This is a genomic window from Pseudomonas parasichuanensis, assembly GCF_021601385.1.
GTDB lineage: Bacteria > Pseudomonadota > Gammaproteobacteria > Pseudomonadales > Pseudomonadaceae > Aquipseudomonas > Aquipseudomonas parasichuanensis.
The window spans coordinates 66,739-81,782 of sequence record NZ_BQHO01000012.1; the positions used below are offsets into that span (position 1 = coordinate 66,739).

Annotated in this window: 13 protein-coding genes; 8 read left to right on the top strand and 5 right to left on the bottom strand. The window is 66.2% G+C overall.

Annotation, left to right across the window (positions count from 1 at the left end; translation table 11 throughout):
* Nucleotides 1–51: 51 nt before the first annotated feature.
* From L6D77_RS12080 to ydcS, 5 genes are all read right to left on the bottom strand, one after another.
* Nucleotides 52–1,476, bottom strand: a complete 1,425-nt coding sequence (locus tag L6D77_RS12080; protein WP_232885328.1) for a gamma-aminobutyraldehyde dehydrogenase — start codon at nucleotides 1,474–1,476, stop codon at nucleotides 52–54.
* A gap of 17 nt (nucleotides 1,477–1,493) precedes the next feature.
* The gene (locus L6D77_RS12085; RefSeq protein WP_232885327.1) at nucleotides 1,494–2,300 is read right to left on the bottom strand and encodes an ABC transporter permease; all 807 of its coding nucleotides are present in this window, start codon (nucleotides 2,298–2,300) and stop codon (nucleotides 1,494–1,496) included.
* Nucleotides 2,290–3,231 carry an ABC transporter permease gene (locus L6D77_RS12090; RefSeq protein WP_232885326.1) on the bottom strand — a complete coding sequence of 314 codons (942 nt, stop codon included), beginning with the start codon at nucleotides 3,229–3,231 and terminating at the stop codon, nucleotides 2,290–2,292. Before L6D77_RS12090 ends, L6D77_RS12085 begins: the two co-directional genes overlap by 11 nt.
* Complete coding sequence (locus tag L6D77_RS12095) at nucleotides 3,228–4,253, bottom strand: ABC transporter ATP-binding protein (protein ID WP_232885325.1); 1,026 nt, start codon at nucleotides 4,251–4,253, stop codon at nucleotides 3,228–3,230. Before L6D77_RS12095 ends, L6D77_RS12090 begins: the two co-directional genes overlap by 4 nt.
* A 176-nt stretch (nucleotides 4,254–4,429) precedes the next feature.
* Nucleotides 4,430–5,569 (bottom strand): putative ABC transporter substrate-binding protein YdcS, encoded by a 1,140-nt coding sequence (ydcS, locus tag L6D77_RS12100; RefSeq protein ID WP_110995521.1) that lies wholly within the window; start codon nucleotides 5,567–5,569, stop codon nucleotides 4,430–4,432.
* A 214-nt stretch (nucleotides 5,570–5,783) separates the two neighbouring features.
* Here ydcS and L6D77_RS12105 point away from each other — a divergent pair, with 214 nt between their 5' ends.
* From L6D77_RS12105 to L6D77_RS12140, 8 genes are all read left to right on the top strand, one after another.
* On the top strand, nucleotides 5,784–6,473 hold the full coding sequence (locus L6D77_RS12105; RefSeq protein WP_232885324.1) for a tellurite resistance TerB family protein: 690 nt from the start codon (nucleotides 5,784–5,786) through the stop codon (nucleotides 6,471–6,473).
* A gap of 129 nt (nucleotides 6,474–6,602) precedes the next feature.
* Nucleotides 6,603–8,225 carry a methyl-accepting chemotaxis protein gene (locus L6D77_RS12110; protein ID WP_232885335.1) on the top strand — a complete coding sequence of 541 codons (1,623 nt, stop codon included), beginning with the start codon at nucleotides 6,603–6,605 and terminating at the stop codon, nucleotides 8,223–8,225.
* 5 nt (nucleotides 8,226–8,230) lie between these two features.
* A complete protein-coding gene (locus tag L6D77_RS12115) occupies nucleotides 8,231–8,752 on the top strand; it encodes a chemotaxis protein CheW (protein ID WP_232885323.1) in 522 nt (173 codons plus the stop codon).
* Nucleotides 8,749–9,996 carry a CheR family methyltransferase gene (locus L6D77_RS12120; RefSeq protein WP_236170055.1) on the top strand — a complete coding sequence of 416 codons (1,248 nt, stop codon included), beginning with the start codon at nucleotides 8,749–8,751 and terminating at the stop codon, nucleotides 9,994–9,996. Before L6D77_RS12115 ends, L6D77_RS12120 begins: the two co-directional genes overlap by 4 nt.
* A complete protein-coding gene (locus tag L6D77_RS12125) occupies nucleotides 9,993–10,661 on the top strand; it encodes a chemotaxis protein CheW (protein WP_232885321.1) in 669 nt (222 codons plus the stop codon). The genes L6D77_RS12120 and L6D77_RS12125 overlap by 4 nt, the downstream gene beginning before the upstream one ends.
* Nucleotides 10,658–12,946: a hybrid sensor histidine kinase/response regulator gene (locus tag L6D77_RS12130; protein WP_232885320.1), complete on the top strand. Its 2,289-nt coding sequence runs from the start codon at nucleotides 10,658–10,660 to the stop codon at nucleotides 12,944–12,946. Before L6D77_RS12125 ends, L6D77_RS12130 begins: the two co-directional genes overlap by 4 nt.
* Nucleotides 12,943–13,956 (top strand): chemotaxis response regulator protein-glutamate methylesterase, encoded by a 1,014-nt coding sequence (gene cheB, locus L6D77_RS12135; protein ID WP_232885319.1) that lies wholly within the window; start codon nucleotides 12,943–12,945, stop codon nucleotides 13,954–13,956. Before L6D77_RS12130 ends, cheB begins: the two co-directional genes overlap by 4 nt.
* A gap of 51 nt (nucleotides 13,957–14,007) precedes the next feature.
* The gene (locus L6D77_RS12140) at nucleotides 14,008–15,012 is read left to right on the top strand and encodes a response regulator (protein WP_236170056.1); all 1,005 of its coding nucleotides are present in this window, start codon (nucleotides 14,008–14,010) and stop codon (nucleotides 15,010–15,012) included.
* Nucleotides 15,013–15,044: the final 32 nt, after the last annotated feature.

Sequence of the window (15,044 nt, forward strand, 5' to 3'; positions counted from 1 at the left end):
AGCAAAAAGCCGACTGGCCGTCACAGCCAGTCGGCTTCTGTCATCCGTGCCTCAATGCTTGAACATCACATGCCGCACACAGGTGTAGTCCTCCAGCCCGTACATCGACATATCCTTGCCGTACCCCGAATGCTTCTGCCCGCCATGGGGCATCTCACTAACCAGCATGAAGTGGGTGTTGACCCAGGTGCAGCCGTAATGCAGCCGTGCAGCCAGGCGATGAGCGCGGCCGCTGTCGCGGGTCCACACCGACGAAGCCAGGCCGTACTCGGAGTCGTTGGCCCATTCCAGCGCCTGGGCCTCGTCGGTGAAGCGGGTCACCGACACCACCGGCCCGAACACTTCATGGCGGACGATCTCGTCATCCTGCAGGGTGTCGGCCAGCACGGTGGGCTCGAAGAAGAACCCGTCCCCCGGCACCGCCTTGCCGCCGGTGACCAGGCGGATGTGCGGCTGAGCGATGGCACGCTCTACCAGCCCGGCGACCTTGTCGCGGTGCTGGGCGCTGATCAGCGGGCCGAGCTCGGTGGTCGGGTCGTTCTGCGGGCCGTGCTGGATGCTGGCCACCGCCTCGCCCAGGCGTTCGACGAAACGCTCGTAGACACCGTCCTGCACGTACAGGCGGCAGGCCGCAGTACAGTCCTGCCCGGCGTTGTAGAAGCCGAAAGTGCGGATACCGTCGATGGCGGCATCGAGGTCGGCATCGTCGAACACGATCACCGGGGCCTTGCCGCCCAGTTCCATGTGCATGCGCTTCACGCTGTCGGCGGTGGCCTTGATGATGTGCGCGCCGGTGGGGATGGAGCCGGTCAGCGACACCATGCGCACCTTGGGGTGGGTGACCAGCGGGTTGCCGACGGTCTGGCCACGGCCGAACAGAATGTTGAGTACGCCTGCCGGCAGCAGGTCCTTGATCAGATCACCCAGGTGCAGGGCGGTGAGCGGGGTCAGCTCCGAAGGCTTGATTACTACGGTGTTGCCCGCAGCCAACGCCGGAGCGATCTTCCACGCCAGCATCATCAGTGGGTAGTTCCACGGCGCGATGGACGCTACTACGCCCAGCGGGTCTCGGCGGATCATCGAGGTGTGCCCGGGCAGGTATTCGCCCGCCGCCGAGCCACCCAGGCAGCGCGCCGCGCCGGCGAAGTAGCGGAACACGTCGGCGATGGCCGGGATCTCGTCATTGAGTGCGGCAGCGTAGGGTTTGCCGCAGTTGTTCGACTCCAGCCGGGCCAGCGCCTCGCCGTGCTGTTCGATGACGTCGGCAATGGCCAGCAGCGCGGTCGAACGCTCTTTCGGCGTGCTCTGCGACCAGTCGCCGAACGCTTTGTCGGCCGCACGCACGGCGCTGTCCACCTGGGCTTCGGTGGCTTCGTTGATCTGCGCCACGGCCGTGCCCTTGGCCGGGTCGAGCACGGTCCAGGCCGGGCCTTCGCCAGCGACAAGCTGGCCATTGATCAGCATTCGGGTTTGCATCGGGGACTCCTCCAGGGTCATTTGCCGCTGCCCGCGACGCTTTCACCGCCGCGGGTCAGGTAATAGGCGCCAAGGATCGGCAGCATGGTCACCAGCATCACCAGCATGGCGACCACGTTGGTCACCGGCACGTCGCGCGGGCGGCTGAGCTGGTTGAGCAGCCAGATCGGCAATGTGCGTTCGTTGCCGGCGGTGAAGGTGGTGACGATGATTTCGTCGAACGACAGGGCGAAGGCCAGCATGCCGCCGGCCAGCAACGCCGAACCGAGGTTGGGCAGGATGATGTAGCGGAAGGTCTGCCAACCGTCGGCGCCCAGGTCCATCGAGGCTTCGATCAGGCTCTGCGAGGTGCGGCGCAGGCGGGCGATGACGTTGTTGTAGACGATCACCACGCAGAACGTGGCGTGGCCGACGACGATGGTGAACAGGCCGGGTTCTATCCCCAGTCGCTTGAATGCCGAGAGCAGGGCGATGCCGGTGATGATGCCGGGCAGGGCGATCGGCAGGATCAGCATCAGCGAGATGCTCTCCTTGCCGAAAAAGCTACGCCGGTACAGCGCCGCCGAGGCCAGCGTGCCCAGTACCAAGGCGATCAGGGTGGCCAGGCAGGCCACCTGCAATGACAGCTTGATCGCCTCGAGCACGTCGGGGCGGGCGAAGGCCACGGCGAACCACTTCAGTGTGAAGCCCTTGGGCGGGAAGCTGAACGCTGCGTCTTCGGTATTGAAGGCATAGAGCAGGATGATCAGGATCGGGAAGTGCAGGAACACCAGCCCGCCCCAGGCCGCCAGGCGCAGGCCCGTCGAGGCTTTTTCAGAGTGCATCGAAGGCCCCCAGGCGTTTGACGATGGACAGGTACACCGCGATCAGCACGATCGGTACCAGGGTAAAGGCGGCCGCCATGGGCATGTTGCCGATCGCCCCTTGCTGGGCATACACCATGCTGCCGATGAAATAGCCGGGCGGGCCGACCAGTTGCGGCACGATGAAGTCGCCCAGGGTCAACGAGAAGGTGAAGATCGAGCCGGCGGCGATGCCCGGGACGGACAGCGGCAGGATCACCTGCATGAACGTCTGCCGGGGTTTGGCGCCGAGGTCGGCCGAGGCCTGCAGCAGCGATGGCGGCAGGCGCTCCAGCGCCGCCTGGATCGGCAGGATCATGAACGGCAGCCAGATATAGACGAACACCAGAAAGCGCCCCAGGTGCGAGGTCGACAGGGTACTGCCGCCCACGCCAGGCGTGTCCAGCACCAGCTGCAACAGCGGCTGCAGGTGCAGTTGCTGGATGAACCATTGGGCAACGCCGCCCTTGGCCAGCAGCAGGGTCCAGGCGTAGGTCTTGACGATGTAGCTGGCCCACATCGGCATCATCACCGCGATGTAGAAGAACGCCTTGGTGCGGCCGGTGGTGTAGCGCGCCATGTAGTACGCGATGGGGAAGGCCAGCACGGCGCTGGCCAGCGACACCGCCACGGCCATGCTCAGGGTGCGCAGGATGATGTCGAAGTTGGCGGGGTTGAACAGCGCGGCGAAGTTGGCCAGGGTCAGGTCCGGCGTCACCGCCATGGTGAAGTCGTCGAAGGTGTAGAAACCTTGCCACAACAGGTTCAGCAACGAGCCCAGGTAGATGGCGCCGAACCACAGCAGCGGCGGGATCAGCAGCATCAGCAGGTACAGGTTGGGGCGCCGGTACAAAAGGTCGCTCAGGCGCCGCAGCGGCGAGCCGCCGGTTGCTTTTTCCACGGCCAGGTTCATGGCTGGGTTTCCCGCAACGCGGTCATTGCCTCACGGGGCCAGCTGGCCAGCACCCGCTGGCCGGCCTGCCAGGGGTGCGCCTGTGCCTGCCAGCGGTCGTTGGCCTGGCTTACGGCGAGCAGTTGGCCGCTGTCCAGCTTCACCTCGAAGCGGGTGGCGCTGCCCTGGTACTGGATATCGTGCAGCACCCCGCCGACCTGTACGTCGCCGCTGGCGGGCTGGCCGTCGAGGCGGATGTGCTCGGGGCGGATGGAGAAGGGCGAAGCACTGCCATTGAGCTGTTGCGCCAGTTCCCCGCGCAGCACGTTGGAGGTGCCGACGAACTCGGCGACGAAGGTGGTCGCCGGCTGCATGTACAGGTTGCGGGGCGTGTCGACCTGCTCGATGCGCCCGCGGTTGAACACCGCCACCCGGTCGGACATCGACAGCGCCTCGGTCTGGTCGTGGGTGACGAAGATGAAGGTGATGCCCAGCTGGCGCTGGAGCTTTTTCAGCTCGCCCTGCATCTGCTCGCGCAGCTTGAGGTCGAGGGCGCCGAGCGGTTCATCGAGCAGCAGCACCCGGGGGCGGTTGACCAGAGCGCGGGCCAGGGCGACGCGCTGGCGCTGGCCGCCGGACAGCTGCGCCGGCTTGCGTGCGCCGTAGCCGTCCAGGGCGACCATGGCCAGTGCCTCGTCGGCGCGGGCATGGCGTTCGGCCTTGGCCACGCCTTTGACTTTCAGGCCATAGGCGACGTTGTCGCGCACGTTCATGTGCGGGAACAGTGCGTAGTCCTGGAACACGGTGTTGACGTCACGCTGGTACGGCGGCAGCCCGGCGGCCTCGCTGCCGTGGATGCGGATCGAGCCGCTGCTGGGCTGCTCGAAGCCGGCGATCAGGCGCAGGCAGGTGGTCTTGCCCGAACCCGAGGGGCCGAGCATGGAGAAGAACTCGCCGTCCTCGATGTCGATGCTGACCTGGTCGACGGCCTTGACCTCGCCGAAGGTGCGGGAAACCTGGGTGAACTGTACGGCTAGGGGCATTGGTTACTCCGGCGGTGATTTCCGGGGGCGCTTTGCGCCCCTTTCGCGGCTCAAGGCCGCTCCTGCAGAAGGCATTGCGTAGGCACCTGTAGGCGCCGGCCTTGCCGGACCGGCCGGAAAGGGCAGCGCAGCTGCCCCAAAATTTCGCAGACGACTTCTAATGCAGCAGGTCGCTCTCACCGCCCGCCCATGATCGCGATGTAGTCTTGGGTCCAGCGGCTATAGGGCACGAACTTGCCGCCCTCGGCCTGCGGGGTCTTCCAGAAGGCGATCTTGTCGAAGTTGTCGAAGCCGTTGGTCTTGCAGCCCTCGGCCCCCAGCAGTTCGCTGCCGGTACAGGCCGCCGGCACCGCCGGCAACGAGCCGAACCAGGCTGCCACGTCGCCCTGCACCTTGGGCTGCAGCGACCAGTCCATCCATTTGTAGGCGCAATTGGGGTGCTTGGCCTCGCTGTGCAGCATGGTGGTGTCGGCCCAGCCGGTGGCGCCTTCCTTCGGCACCACCGAGGCCACCGGCTGCTTGTCGGCCTGCAGCCCGTTGACCATGTAGCCCCACGAACTGGTGGCGGCCACGCCCTCGTTCTTCACGTCGCTCATCTGCACGGTCGCATCGTGCCAATAGCGGTGGATCAGCGGCTGTTGCTGACGCAGCAGGTCGAGCACGGCCTTGTATTGCGCTTCGGTGAGTTCGTAGGGATTCTGGATACCCAGTTCAGGCTTGGCCGATTTGAGATAGAGCGCCGCGTCGGCGATGTAGATCGGCCCGTCGTAGGCCTGCACCCGGCCTTTGTTGGGTTTGCCGTCAGGCAGGTTCTGCGGTTCGAACACCACGCTCCAGCTGGTCGGCGGCTGCTTGAACACGTTGGTGTTGTACAGCAGCACGTTCGGGCCCCACTGGTAGGGCGTGCCGTACACCTGGTCCTTGACCACGTACCAGGCGCCGTTGTGCAGGCGCGGGTCGAGGTTCTTCCAGTTGGGAATCAGCGCGGTGTTGATCGGCTGCACCCGCTTGCCGGCGATCAGCCGCAGCGAAGCGTCGCCCGAGGCGGTCACCAGGTCGTAGCCGCCCTTGGTCATCAGGCTGACCATTTCGTCGGAGGTGGCAGCGGTCTTCACGCTGACCTTGCAGCCGGTTTCCTTTTCGAAGCCGGTGACCCAGTCGTAGGCCTTGTCGCTTTCACCGCGTTCGATGTAGCCGGGCCAGGCAATGATATCCAGCTGCCCCTCGCCGGCACCGAGCTTCTGGGGCAGCCCAGCGGCCTGGGCGCCGGCACTGGCGAGCAGGGCGCCGAGCAAAACGGTCTTGTGCACTGACATGTTGTTCCCTCTTGTTGGCAATTGTGATCGGGGCAGACGTCAAGCAAAGCGGTGGTCATGTGGCTGAGTGCTTATAAGGTTTAGCGACTGAATCGAGTCTAGATCGCTTTTATCGATCGCTGATGCAACATCCGGAAGCATTTGCACAGGTGGAGAAACCTGCGCGCCGTCCTACTCTGGTGGCCACTTTTTCGTACCCGTGGAGGCACACCAGATGAACACCCGAGGTCTGCTCGACCAACTGCTCAAGTCCGGCCAGGAACTGCTCAACAACCAGGCTGGCAAAAGTGCCGGGCACAAGCCGGCAGGCAACGGCGGCCTGGGCAGCCTGCTCTCCGGTGCCGGTGGTGGCGCCCTGGCGGCCGGCGCCATGGGTTTGCTGCTGGGTAACAAGAAGGCCCGCAAATACGGCGGCAAGGCGCTCACCTACGGTGGCCTGGCCGCGCTCGGCGTGCTGGCCTACAAGGCTTATGGCAACTGGCAGGCGCGCCAGGGTGCAGGCGACCAGCCGCCCCAGACACTGGACCGCCTGCCCCCGGCCCAGGCCGAGCAGCACAGCCAGGCGGTGCTGCGGGCGCTGGTGGCGGCGGCCAAGTCCGACGGCCATATCGACGAGCGTGAGCGGGCATTGATCGAAGGTGAGTTCACCCGCCTGGACAGCGACCGTGAGCTGCAGCACTGGCTGCATGCCGAGCTGAACAAGCCGTTGGACCCTGCCGAGGTGGCCCGCGCCGCGCAAACTCCGGAAATGGCCGCCGAGATGTACCTGGCCAGCGTGATGATGGTCGACCAGGAAAACTTCATGGAGCGCGCCTACCTCGACGAACTGGCGCGCCAGCTGCGCCTGGACCCTGCCTTGCGCCAGGAACTGGAGAATCAGGTCAGGCTTGCCGCGGGCCAGTGAACAGGTACTTGGCCACTTCAATAGGCATGAAGGCCTGAATACAGCAGCATTCAGCCGCAAAAGCGTAGGAAGCCTGGGCTATACTTCGGCGATTTTTCCCGCTCGTATCGAATTCCTGAGGGCTGAATGTTGAAGAACTGGACCTTGCGCCAACGGATCCTGGCAAGTTTCGCCGTGATCATCGCCATCATGCTGCTGATGATCGTGGCCGCCTATTCGCGGCTGGTGGCGATCGAGTCCAGTGAGGAAGCCGTTGGGTCCGACAGCATTCCCGGCGTCTACTACAGCTCGATGATCCGCAGCGCCTGGGTCGACAGCTACGTCACCAGCCAGCAGCTGGTGGGGTTGTCCAACCACCGCGAAATCACCTCGGCCGACATGGAGCTGTTCAAGAGCTTCGATGACCGCCTCAAGCAGCACATGGCCAGCTATCAGGCCACCATTCGTGACCCCGCCGACCAGGCTGCCTTCGACGACTTCACGCGCCTTGAAGAGGGCTATGTGAAGATCGTCGACCAGGTCCTGGAGACTTACCGCCAGAAGAACTACGTCGAGGCCCAGCGCCTGATTGCCGAGGTGCTGACCCCGGCCTGGGTGGATGGGCGCAAGCACCTGAACGGCGTGATCGAGCGCAACCGTGAATCGGCCGATGCCGCCACCAACGACATTGTCAGCGCCGTGGCTACCGCCAAGGGCAGCATGATCGTCTCGCTGCTGCTGGCGATCGTCGCCGCGGGTATCTGCGGCTTGCTGCTGATGCGCGCGATCAGCGCGCCCATGCAGCGCATCGTGCATGCCCTCGACCGCCTGCGTTCGGGCGACTTGAGCATGCGCCTGAGCCTGGACCGCAAGGACGAGTTCGGCGCCATCGAGGGCGGCTTCAACGAGATGGCCGAGTCGCTGGCCGGCCTGGTGTCGCAGGCCCAGCGCTCGTCGGTGCAGGTAACCACCTCGGTCACCGAAATCGCCGCCACTTCCAAGCAGCAGCAGGCCACCGCCACCGAAACCGCCGCCACCACCACCGAGATCGGCGCCACCTCCCGTGAGATCGCCGCCACCTCCCGTGACCTGGTGCGCACCATGACCGAAGTCACCTCGTCGGCCGACCAGGCCTCGAGCCTGGCCGGTGCCGGGCAGCAGGGCCTGGCGCGCATGGAAGAGACCATGCACCAGGTGATGGGCGCCGCCGACCTGGTCAATGCCAAGCTGGCGATCCTCAACGAGAAGGCCAGCAATATCACCCAGATGGTGGTGACCATCGTCAAGGTCGCCGACCAGACCAACCTGCTGTCGCTCAATGCCGCCATCGAAGCGGAAAAGGCCGGCGAATACGGCCGTGGCTTCGCCGTGGTGGCCACCGAAGTGCGCCGCCTGGCCGACCAGACCGCCGTGGCCACCTACGACATCGAACAGATGGTGCGCGAGATCCAGTCGGCCGTTTCGGCCGGGGTGATGGGCATGGACAAGTTCTCCGAAGAGGTGCGCCGCGGCATGTTCGAGGTGCAGCAGGTGGGCGAACAGCTCAGCCAGATCATCAACCAGGTACAGGCCCTGGCACCGCGCGTGCTGATGGTCAACGAAGGCATGCAGGCCCAGGCCACCGGCGCCGAACAGATCAACCAGGCCCTGGCCCAGCTCAGCGATGCCAGCACCCAGACCGTGGAATCGCTGCGCCAGGCCAGCTTCGCCATCGACGAGCTGAGCCAGGTGGCCGCCGGGCTGCGTGGCGGTGTGTCGCGCTTCAAAGTCTGACGCCGATGACCGACCTGCATCCCCGTGAGGACCGCGCGGCCACCGACAAGGGCGCGCTCTACCTGCAGTTCCGGATCGCCGCGCAACGCTTCGCCCTGGACGTGCGCGAAGTGATCGAGGTACTGCCGCGGCGCCCGCTCAAACCCATCGCCCAGGCCCCGGCCTGGGTCGTCGGCGTGCTCGCCCACCGTGGCGCGCTGGTGCCGGTGATCGATGTGTCGGCACTGAGTTTTGGCACCCCGGCGGTTTCACGCGGCAGCACCCGCCTGGTGCTGGTGCACTACCGCGGCGACCCGCAGCGCCCTGACCTGCAGTTGGGGTTGATCCTGGAACAGGCCACCGAGACCCTGCGTTGCCGGCCCGACGAGTTCCAGCCCTATGGCCTGGACAACGCCGAGGCCCCTTACCTGGGGCCGGTGCGCCAGGACGTGCAGGGGTTGGTGCAGCGTATCCGTGTCGACGACCTGCTGCCGGCCACGGTACGCCAGCTGTTGTACCCCAGCGAAGTGGGGCAGGTGCCAACATGACCGGGCAACGTTTCTTCCGCTTCCTGCAGGAACGTATCGGCCTGGACGTGGAGTCGGTCGGCGCGCCGATGATCGAGCGGGCCCTGCGCCAGCGCTGCGTTGCCTTGCAGGCCAGCGACCTGGACGATTACTGGCTGCGCCTGCAGCAGTCGGCGAGCGAGCAGCAGGCCCTGATCGAGGCGGTCATCGTCCCGGAAACCTGGTTCTTTCGTTACCCCGAATCCTTTACCGCGCTGGTGGAGCTGGCTCACAAGCGCGTGGCTGAACTGGCCGGTGCCCGGCCGCTGCGTATCCTCAGCCTGCCGTGTTCGACCGGTGAGGAGCCGTATTCCATCGCCATGGCCCTGCTCGACGGCGGGGTCGCAGCGCACGCCTTCGCGGTCGATGGCATCGATATCAGCCCCAACTCGGTAGCCAGGGCCGAACAGGCGTTGTACGGGCGCAATTCGTTCCGTGGCAGCGAGCTGGCCTTCCGCGGGCGGCATTTCAGCGAAGCCGGCGACGTACACCGGCTTGACGAGCGGGTGCGCCAGCAGGTCAACCTGAAAGTCGGCAACGTGCTGGACCCGGCGCTCAAGGCCCGTGACGGCCAGTACGATTTCGTGTTCTGCCGCAACCTGTTGATCTATTTCGATGTGCCCACCCAGCAACGGGTGTTCGAGGTGCTCAAGCAACTGACCCATGCCGAGGGCGTGCTGTTCATCGGCCCGGCCGAGGGCAGCCTGCTGGCGCGCCTGGGCATGCGGCCGCTGGGCATTGCCCAGTCATTCGCCTATGTGCGCCAGGCTGACCCCGCGCCAGCCCCGGCGGACAAACCGCTGCCGACCATTCGCCCCCCGTTGCCGCCGTTGCCCAAGCTGGTGACGCAGCCCTTGCGCCCGGCGAGGCCGTCGATGGCCGCCCCGGTCACTGCCGAACCGCGTGAAAGCGAAGCGCAACTGCTGGCGGCCATCGCAAGGCACGCTAACGCCGGCGACAGCCAGCAGGCCCGGGCCGACTGCGAGCGCTACCTGCGCCAGTTCGAACCCAAGGCGCAGGTGTATTACTGGCTGGGGCTGCTCAGCGATACCGACGGCGATGCCACGCAGGCCATCACCCATTACCGCAAGGCGCTGTACTTGCAGCCCCAGCACCCGGAAGCGCTGGTGCACCTGGCTGCCCTGCTGGCCTCGCAAGGTGACGAGGCGGGCGCCCGACGCCTGCAGGAGCGCGCGGCGCGGGCCGGCCGGGAGGCTGAACGATGAGCAGCGGATACGACATGCAACTGATCGCCCAAGACGATGGCGAAGCCATCGACGATTGCTGGAACCGCATCGGGGTACACGGCGACAAGCAGTGCCCGCTGCTGGAGCGGCATATCCACTGCCGTAATTGCGAGGTGCATGCGGCGGCGGCCACGCGTTTGCTGGATCGCTACGCGCAGGTGCTCGACGAACAGGAGCAAACGCTGCCGCTGGCCGAGTGCGCAGTCGGGCGCTCCATGCTGCTGTTCCGGCTGGGTGAGGAATGGTTGGCGCTGGCCACGGCCTGCCTGGCCGAAATCGCCCCGCTGCAGCCGGTGCATTCGTTGCCGCATCAACGCTCGCGCGTGCTGCAGGGGGTGGCCAACGTGCGCGGTGCGCTGGTGCCGTGCCTGTCACTGGCGGAGCTGTTGAGCGTGCCGGGTGAGGCCAGCAGCGAGCGTAGCGGGCGAGCCATGCCGCGCATGCTGATCCTGGCTGCCCAAGGCGGTCCGGTGGTGGTACCGGTAGAGGAGATCGACGGCATCCATCGGCTGGACCCCGGGCAGTTGCACGAGGGCCGTGACACCGCCCACTTCACTGCCGCGGTGCTGCAGTGGCGAGGCCGCAGCGTGCGGGTCCTGGATGAGCAACACCTTCTGCAAGCCGTGAAGCGGAGCCTGTCATGACCCCGGAGCAAATGCGCGACGCTTCGTTGCTGGAGCTGTTCAGCCTGGAGGCCGAAGCCCAGACTCAGGTGCTCAGTGCCGGCCTGATGGCACTGGAGCGCAACCCCGGCCAGGCCGACCAGCTCGAGGCCTGCATGCGCGCGGCCCACTCGCTCAAGGGCGCGGCGCGGATCGTCGGAATCGATGCCGGCGTCAGCGTCGCCCACGTGATGGAAGACTGCCTGGTGGCTGCGCAGGAAGGGCGCCTGCTGTTGCGCCCGGAGCATATCGACGCGCTGCTGCAAGGCACCGACTTGTTGATGCGCATCGCCACGCCGGGCGATGCGGCAGGCGAAAACCTGGTGCCGGTGTTCCTCGCGCAGATGGCCGGGCTACTGGATTCGCCGCCGTCGGCCACGCCGGTCGCGGCGCCCTTGTCGAGTGCAACGCCGCCAGCCATGGCTGCGCCGCCGTCGGCCATCGAGCCGGAGCCGGTCGTCGAGCCGGAGCCTGAGCCTGTAGTCCGGCCGAGGGCCGGCAAACGCGGTGGCGAAGGTGGCGAGCGGGTGCTGCGGGTCACCGCCGACCGACTCAACAGCCTGCTCGACCTGTCGAGCAAGTCGCTGGTCGAAACCCAGCGCCTGAAGCCCTACCTGGCGACCTTGCAGCGCCTCAAGCGCATGCACGGCCAGGGCATGCGCGCCCTGGATGGGCTGAAAACCCAGCTCGAAGACAGTGGCCAGGGCCCGGAAGTGCTCGAGGCCCTGGCCCAGACCCAGCAACTGCTGGCCGAAACCCAGCAGATCCTGTTGCAGCAGGCCGCCGATCTCGACGAGTTCGGCTGGCAGGCCAGCCAGCGTGCCCAGTTGCTGTACGACACCGCATTGGCCTGCCGCATGCGTCCGTTTGCCGATGTGCTGACCGGGCAGAGCCGCATGGTGCGGGACCTGGGGCGTTCGCTGGACAAGCCGGTGCGGCTGGTGGTCGAAGGCGAGAAGACCCAGGTCGATCGCGACGTGCTGGAAAAACTCGAAGCGCCGCTGACCCACCTGCTGCGCAACGCCGTCGACCATGGCATCGAACTGCCCGAAAGGCGCCTGCTGGCCGGTAAGCCCGACGAAGGCACGGTGCGCCTGCGGGCCTCACACCAGGCCGGGCTGCTGATCCTCGAACTGGCTGACGATGGCGCCGGCATCGACCTTGAGCGCTTGCGCCGCAGTATTGTCGAACGCGCGCTGTCGCCGGCCGAAACCGTGGCGCAGATGAGCGAGGCCGAGTTGCTCACCTTCCTGTTCCTGCCCGGCTTCAGCCTGCGCGACACGGTCACCGAAGTGTCCGGGCGCGGGGTCGGCCTGGATGCGGTGCAGCACATGGTCCGCGAACTGCGCGGCTCGATCGAGCTGACCCAGGTGGCCGGGCAGGGCTGCTGCTTCCACCTGGAGGTGCCGCTGACACTGTCGGTGGTGCGCAGCCTGGTGGTGGAGGTGGGCGGTGAGGCCTATGCCTTCCCGCTGGCGCATATCGAGCGCACCCTCGATGTGCCGGCAGAAAACATCGTGCAGATCGAAGGGCGCCAGCATTTCTGGCATGAGGATCGCCACATCGGCCTGGTCGCCGCCAGCCAGTTGCTCAATCGGCCGGCGGCGCAGGACTCAGGCCAGAACCTGCGGGTGGTGGTGATTCGCGAGCGAGACCAGCTCTACGGCGTGGCCGTCGAGCGCCTGATCGGCGAACGGGTGCTGGTGGTGATGCCGCTCGACCCGCGCCTGGGCAAGGTCCAGGACATTTCTGCCGGCGCCTTGCTCGACGATGGCTCGGTCGTGCTGATCATCGATGTCGAGGACCTGCTGCGCTCGGTGGACAAGCTGCTCAGCACTGGCCGCCTGGAGCGCATCGAACGTGGCGGCCAGCACGGCCGGGGCATTGCACGCCGGCGTGTGCTGGTGGTCGATGACTCGCTTACCGTGCGCGAGCTGCAACGCAAGCTGCTTGGCAACCGTGGCTACGAAGTGGCCGTGGCGGTGGACGGCATGGATGGCTGGAACGCCCTGCGCAGCGATGACTTCGACCTGCTGATCACCGACATCGACATGCCGCGCATGGACGGTATCGAACTGGTCACCCTGGTGCGCCGCGACCAGCGCCTGCAATCGTTGCCGGTGATGGTGGTGTCGTACAAGGACCGGGAAGAAGACCGGCGTCGTGGACTTGATGCCGGCGCCGACTATTATCTGGCCAAGGCCAGCTTCCATGACGATGCGTTGCTGGACGCCGTAGAGGAGCTGATCGGAGGTGCCCAGGGATGAAGATCGCCATCGTCAATGACATGCCCATGGCTGTGGAGGCCCTGCGTCGGGCGCTGGCCTTCGAGCCTGCGCATGAGGTGGTGTGGGTCGCCGGCAACGGCGCCGAGGCGGTGCAGCGCTGTGCCGAGCAGCTCCCGGACCTGATCCTGATGGACCTGATCATGCCGGTGATGGACGGTGTGGAGGCGACCCGGCGGATCATGGCCGAGACCCCCTGCGCCATCGTCATCGTCACGGTCGACCGCAAGCAGAACGTGCACCGGGTCTTCGAGGCCATGGGCCATGGCGCGCTGGATGTGGTCGACACGCCGGCGCTGGGTGCGGGCGATGCCCGTGAGGCGGCGGCGCCGTTGCTGCGCAAGATCCTCAATATCGGTTGGCTGATCGGCCAGCAACGGCCCAGCGCACCGCCGGCCGTGCGTACGCCGTTGCGTGAGGCGTCCCAGCGCCGCGGCCTGGTGGCCATCGGCTCTTCGGCTGGCGGGCCAGCGGCGCTGGAAATACTGCTCAAAGGGCTGCCCAAGGCCTTCCCGGCGGCTATCGTACTGGTCCAGCACGTTGACCAGGTGTTCGCCGGCGGCATGGCCGAATGGCTCAGCACGGCGAGCGGCCTGCCGGTACGCCTGGCCCGTGAGGGCGAACCGCCGCAGCCGGGGCAGGTCCTGCTGGCCGGCACCAACCACCATATTCGCCTGCTGCATAACGGCCAGTTGGCCTACACTGCCGAGCCGGTCAATGAAATCTACCGGCCTTCGATCGATGTGTTCTTCGAAAGCGTGGCGCGCTACTGGTCGGGCGATGCGGTGGGCGTGCTGCTCACCGGCATGGGCCGCGATGGTGCCCAGGGCCTGAAGCTGATGCGTCAGCAGGGGTTTCTGACCATCGCCCAGGACCAGCAGAGCAGTGCGGTGTACGGCATGCCCAAGGCCGCTGCAGCCATCGACGCTGCAGTGGAAATCCGCCCGCTGGAACGCATCGCCGGGCGACTGACGGAACTCTTTTCGAAATGACGACACGTATTGAGGCACGCCGCCTGGCGCGACGTGACCGGGTGACCCGCAATGACTGATCTACCGATCGAAGGTTTCACGACCATCAACGAAGGCGCGGCGATGGTCCTGCTGGTGGACGATCAGGCAATGATCGGCGAAGCGGTGCGCCGTGGCCTGGCCCATGAAGAGAACATCGACTTCCATTTCTGTGGCGACCCGCACCAGGCGGTGGCCCAGGCCATGCGGATCAAGCCCACGGTGATCCTCCAGGACCTGATCATGCCGGGCCTCGATGGCCTGACCCTGGTGCGCGAGTACCGCAACAACCCGGCCACCCAGGACATCCCGATCATCGTCCTGTCGACCAAGGAAGACCCGCTGGTCAAGAGCGCGGCCTTTGCCGCCGGGGCCAACGACTACCTGGTGAAACTCCCCGACACCATCGAGCTGGTGGCGCGCATCCGCTACCACTCGCGCTCGTACCTGACGCTGCTGCAGCGTGACGAAGCCTACCGCGCCCTGCGCGTGAGCCAGCAGCAGTTGCTCGACACCAACCTGATGCTGCAGCGGCTGATGAACTCCGACGGCCTGACCGGGCTGTCCAACCGCCGTCACTTCGACGAGTACCTGGAGCTGGAGTGGCGTCGGGCCATTCGCGAGCAGCAGCAACTGTCGCTGCTGATGATCGATGTCGACTACTTCAAGGCGTTCAACGACAGTTTCGGCCATCTGGCCGGCGACGAGGCCCTGCGCCAGGTGGCGGAAGCCATCCGCGGCAGCTGCTCGAGGCCCAGCGACCTGCCGGCGCGCTACGGTGGCGAGGAGTTCGCCCTGGTGCTGCCCAACACCTCGCCTGGCGGGGCGCGGCTGGTCGCCGAGAAGCTGCGCCAGACCATCATGGCGATGAGCATCGCCCACAGCATGCCTGAACCTGGCTCCAGCCTGACCGTGAGCATCGGCCTGGCCACGCAGACCCCAAGCGTTGGCAGCCATTGCCGGCAGCTGATCTCGGCGGCGGACAAGGGGCTGTACCAGGCCAAGAACAACGGCCGTAACCAGGTGGGGATCGCCTGATCGGGGCTCTTCACGCTGAAGCCATACCCTGT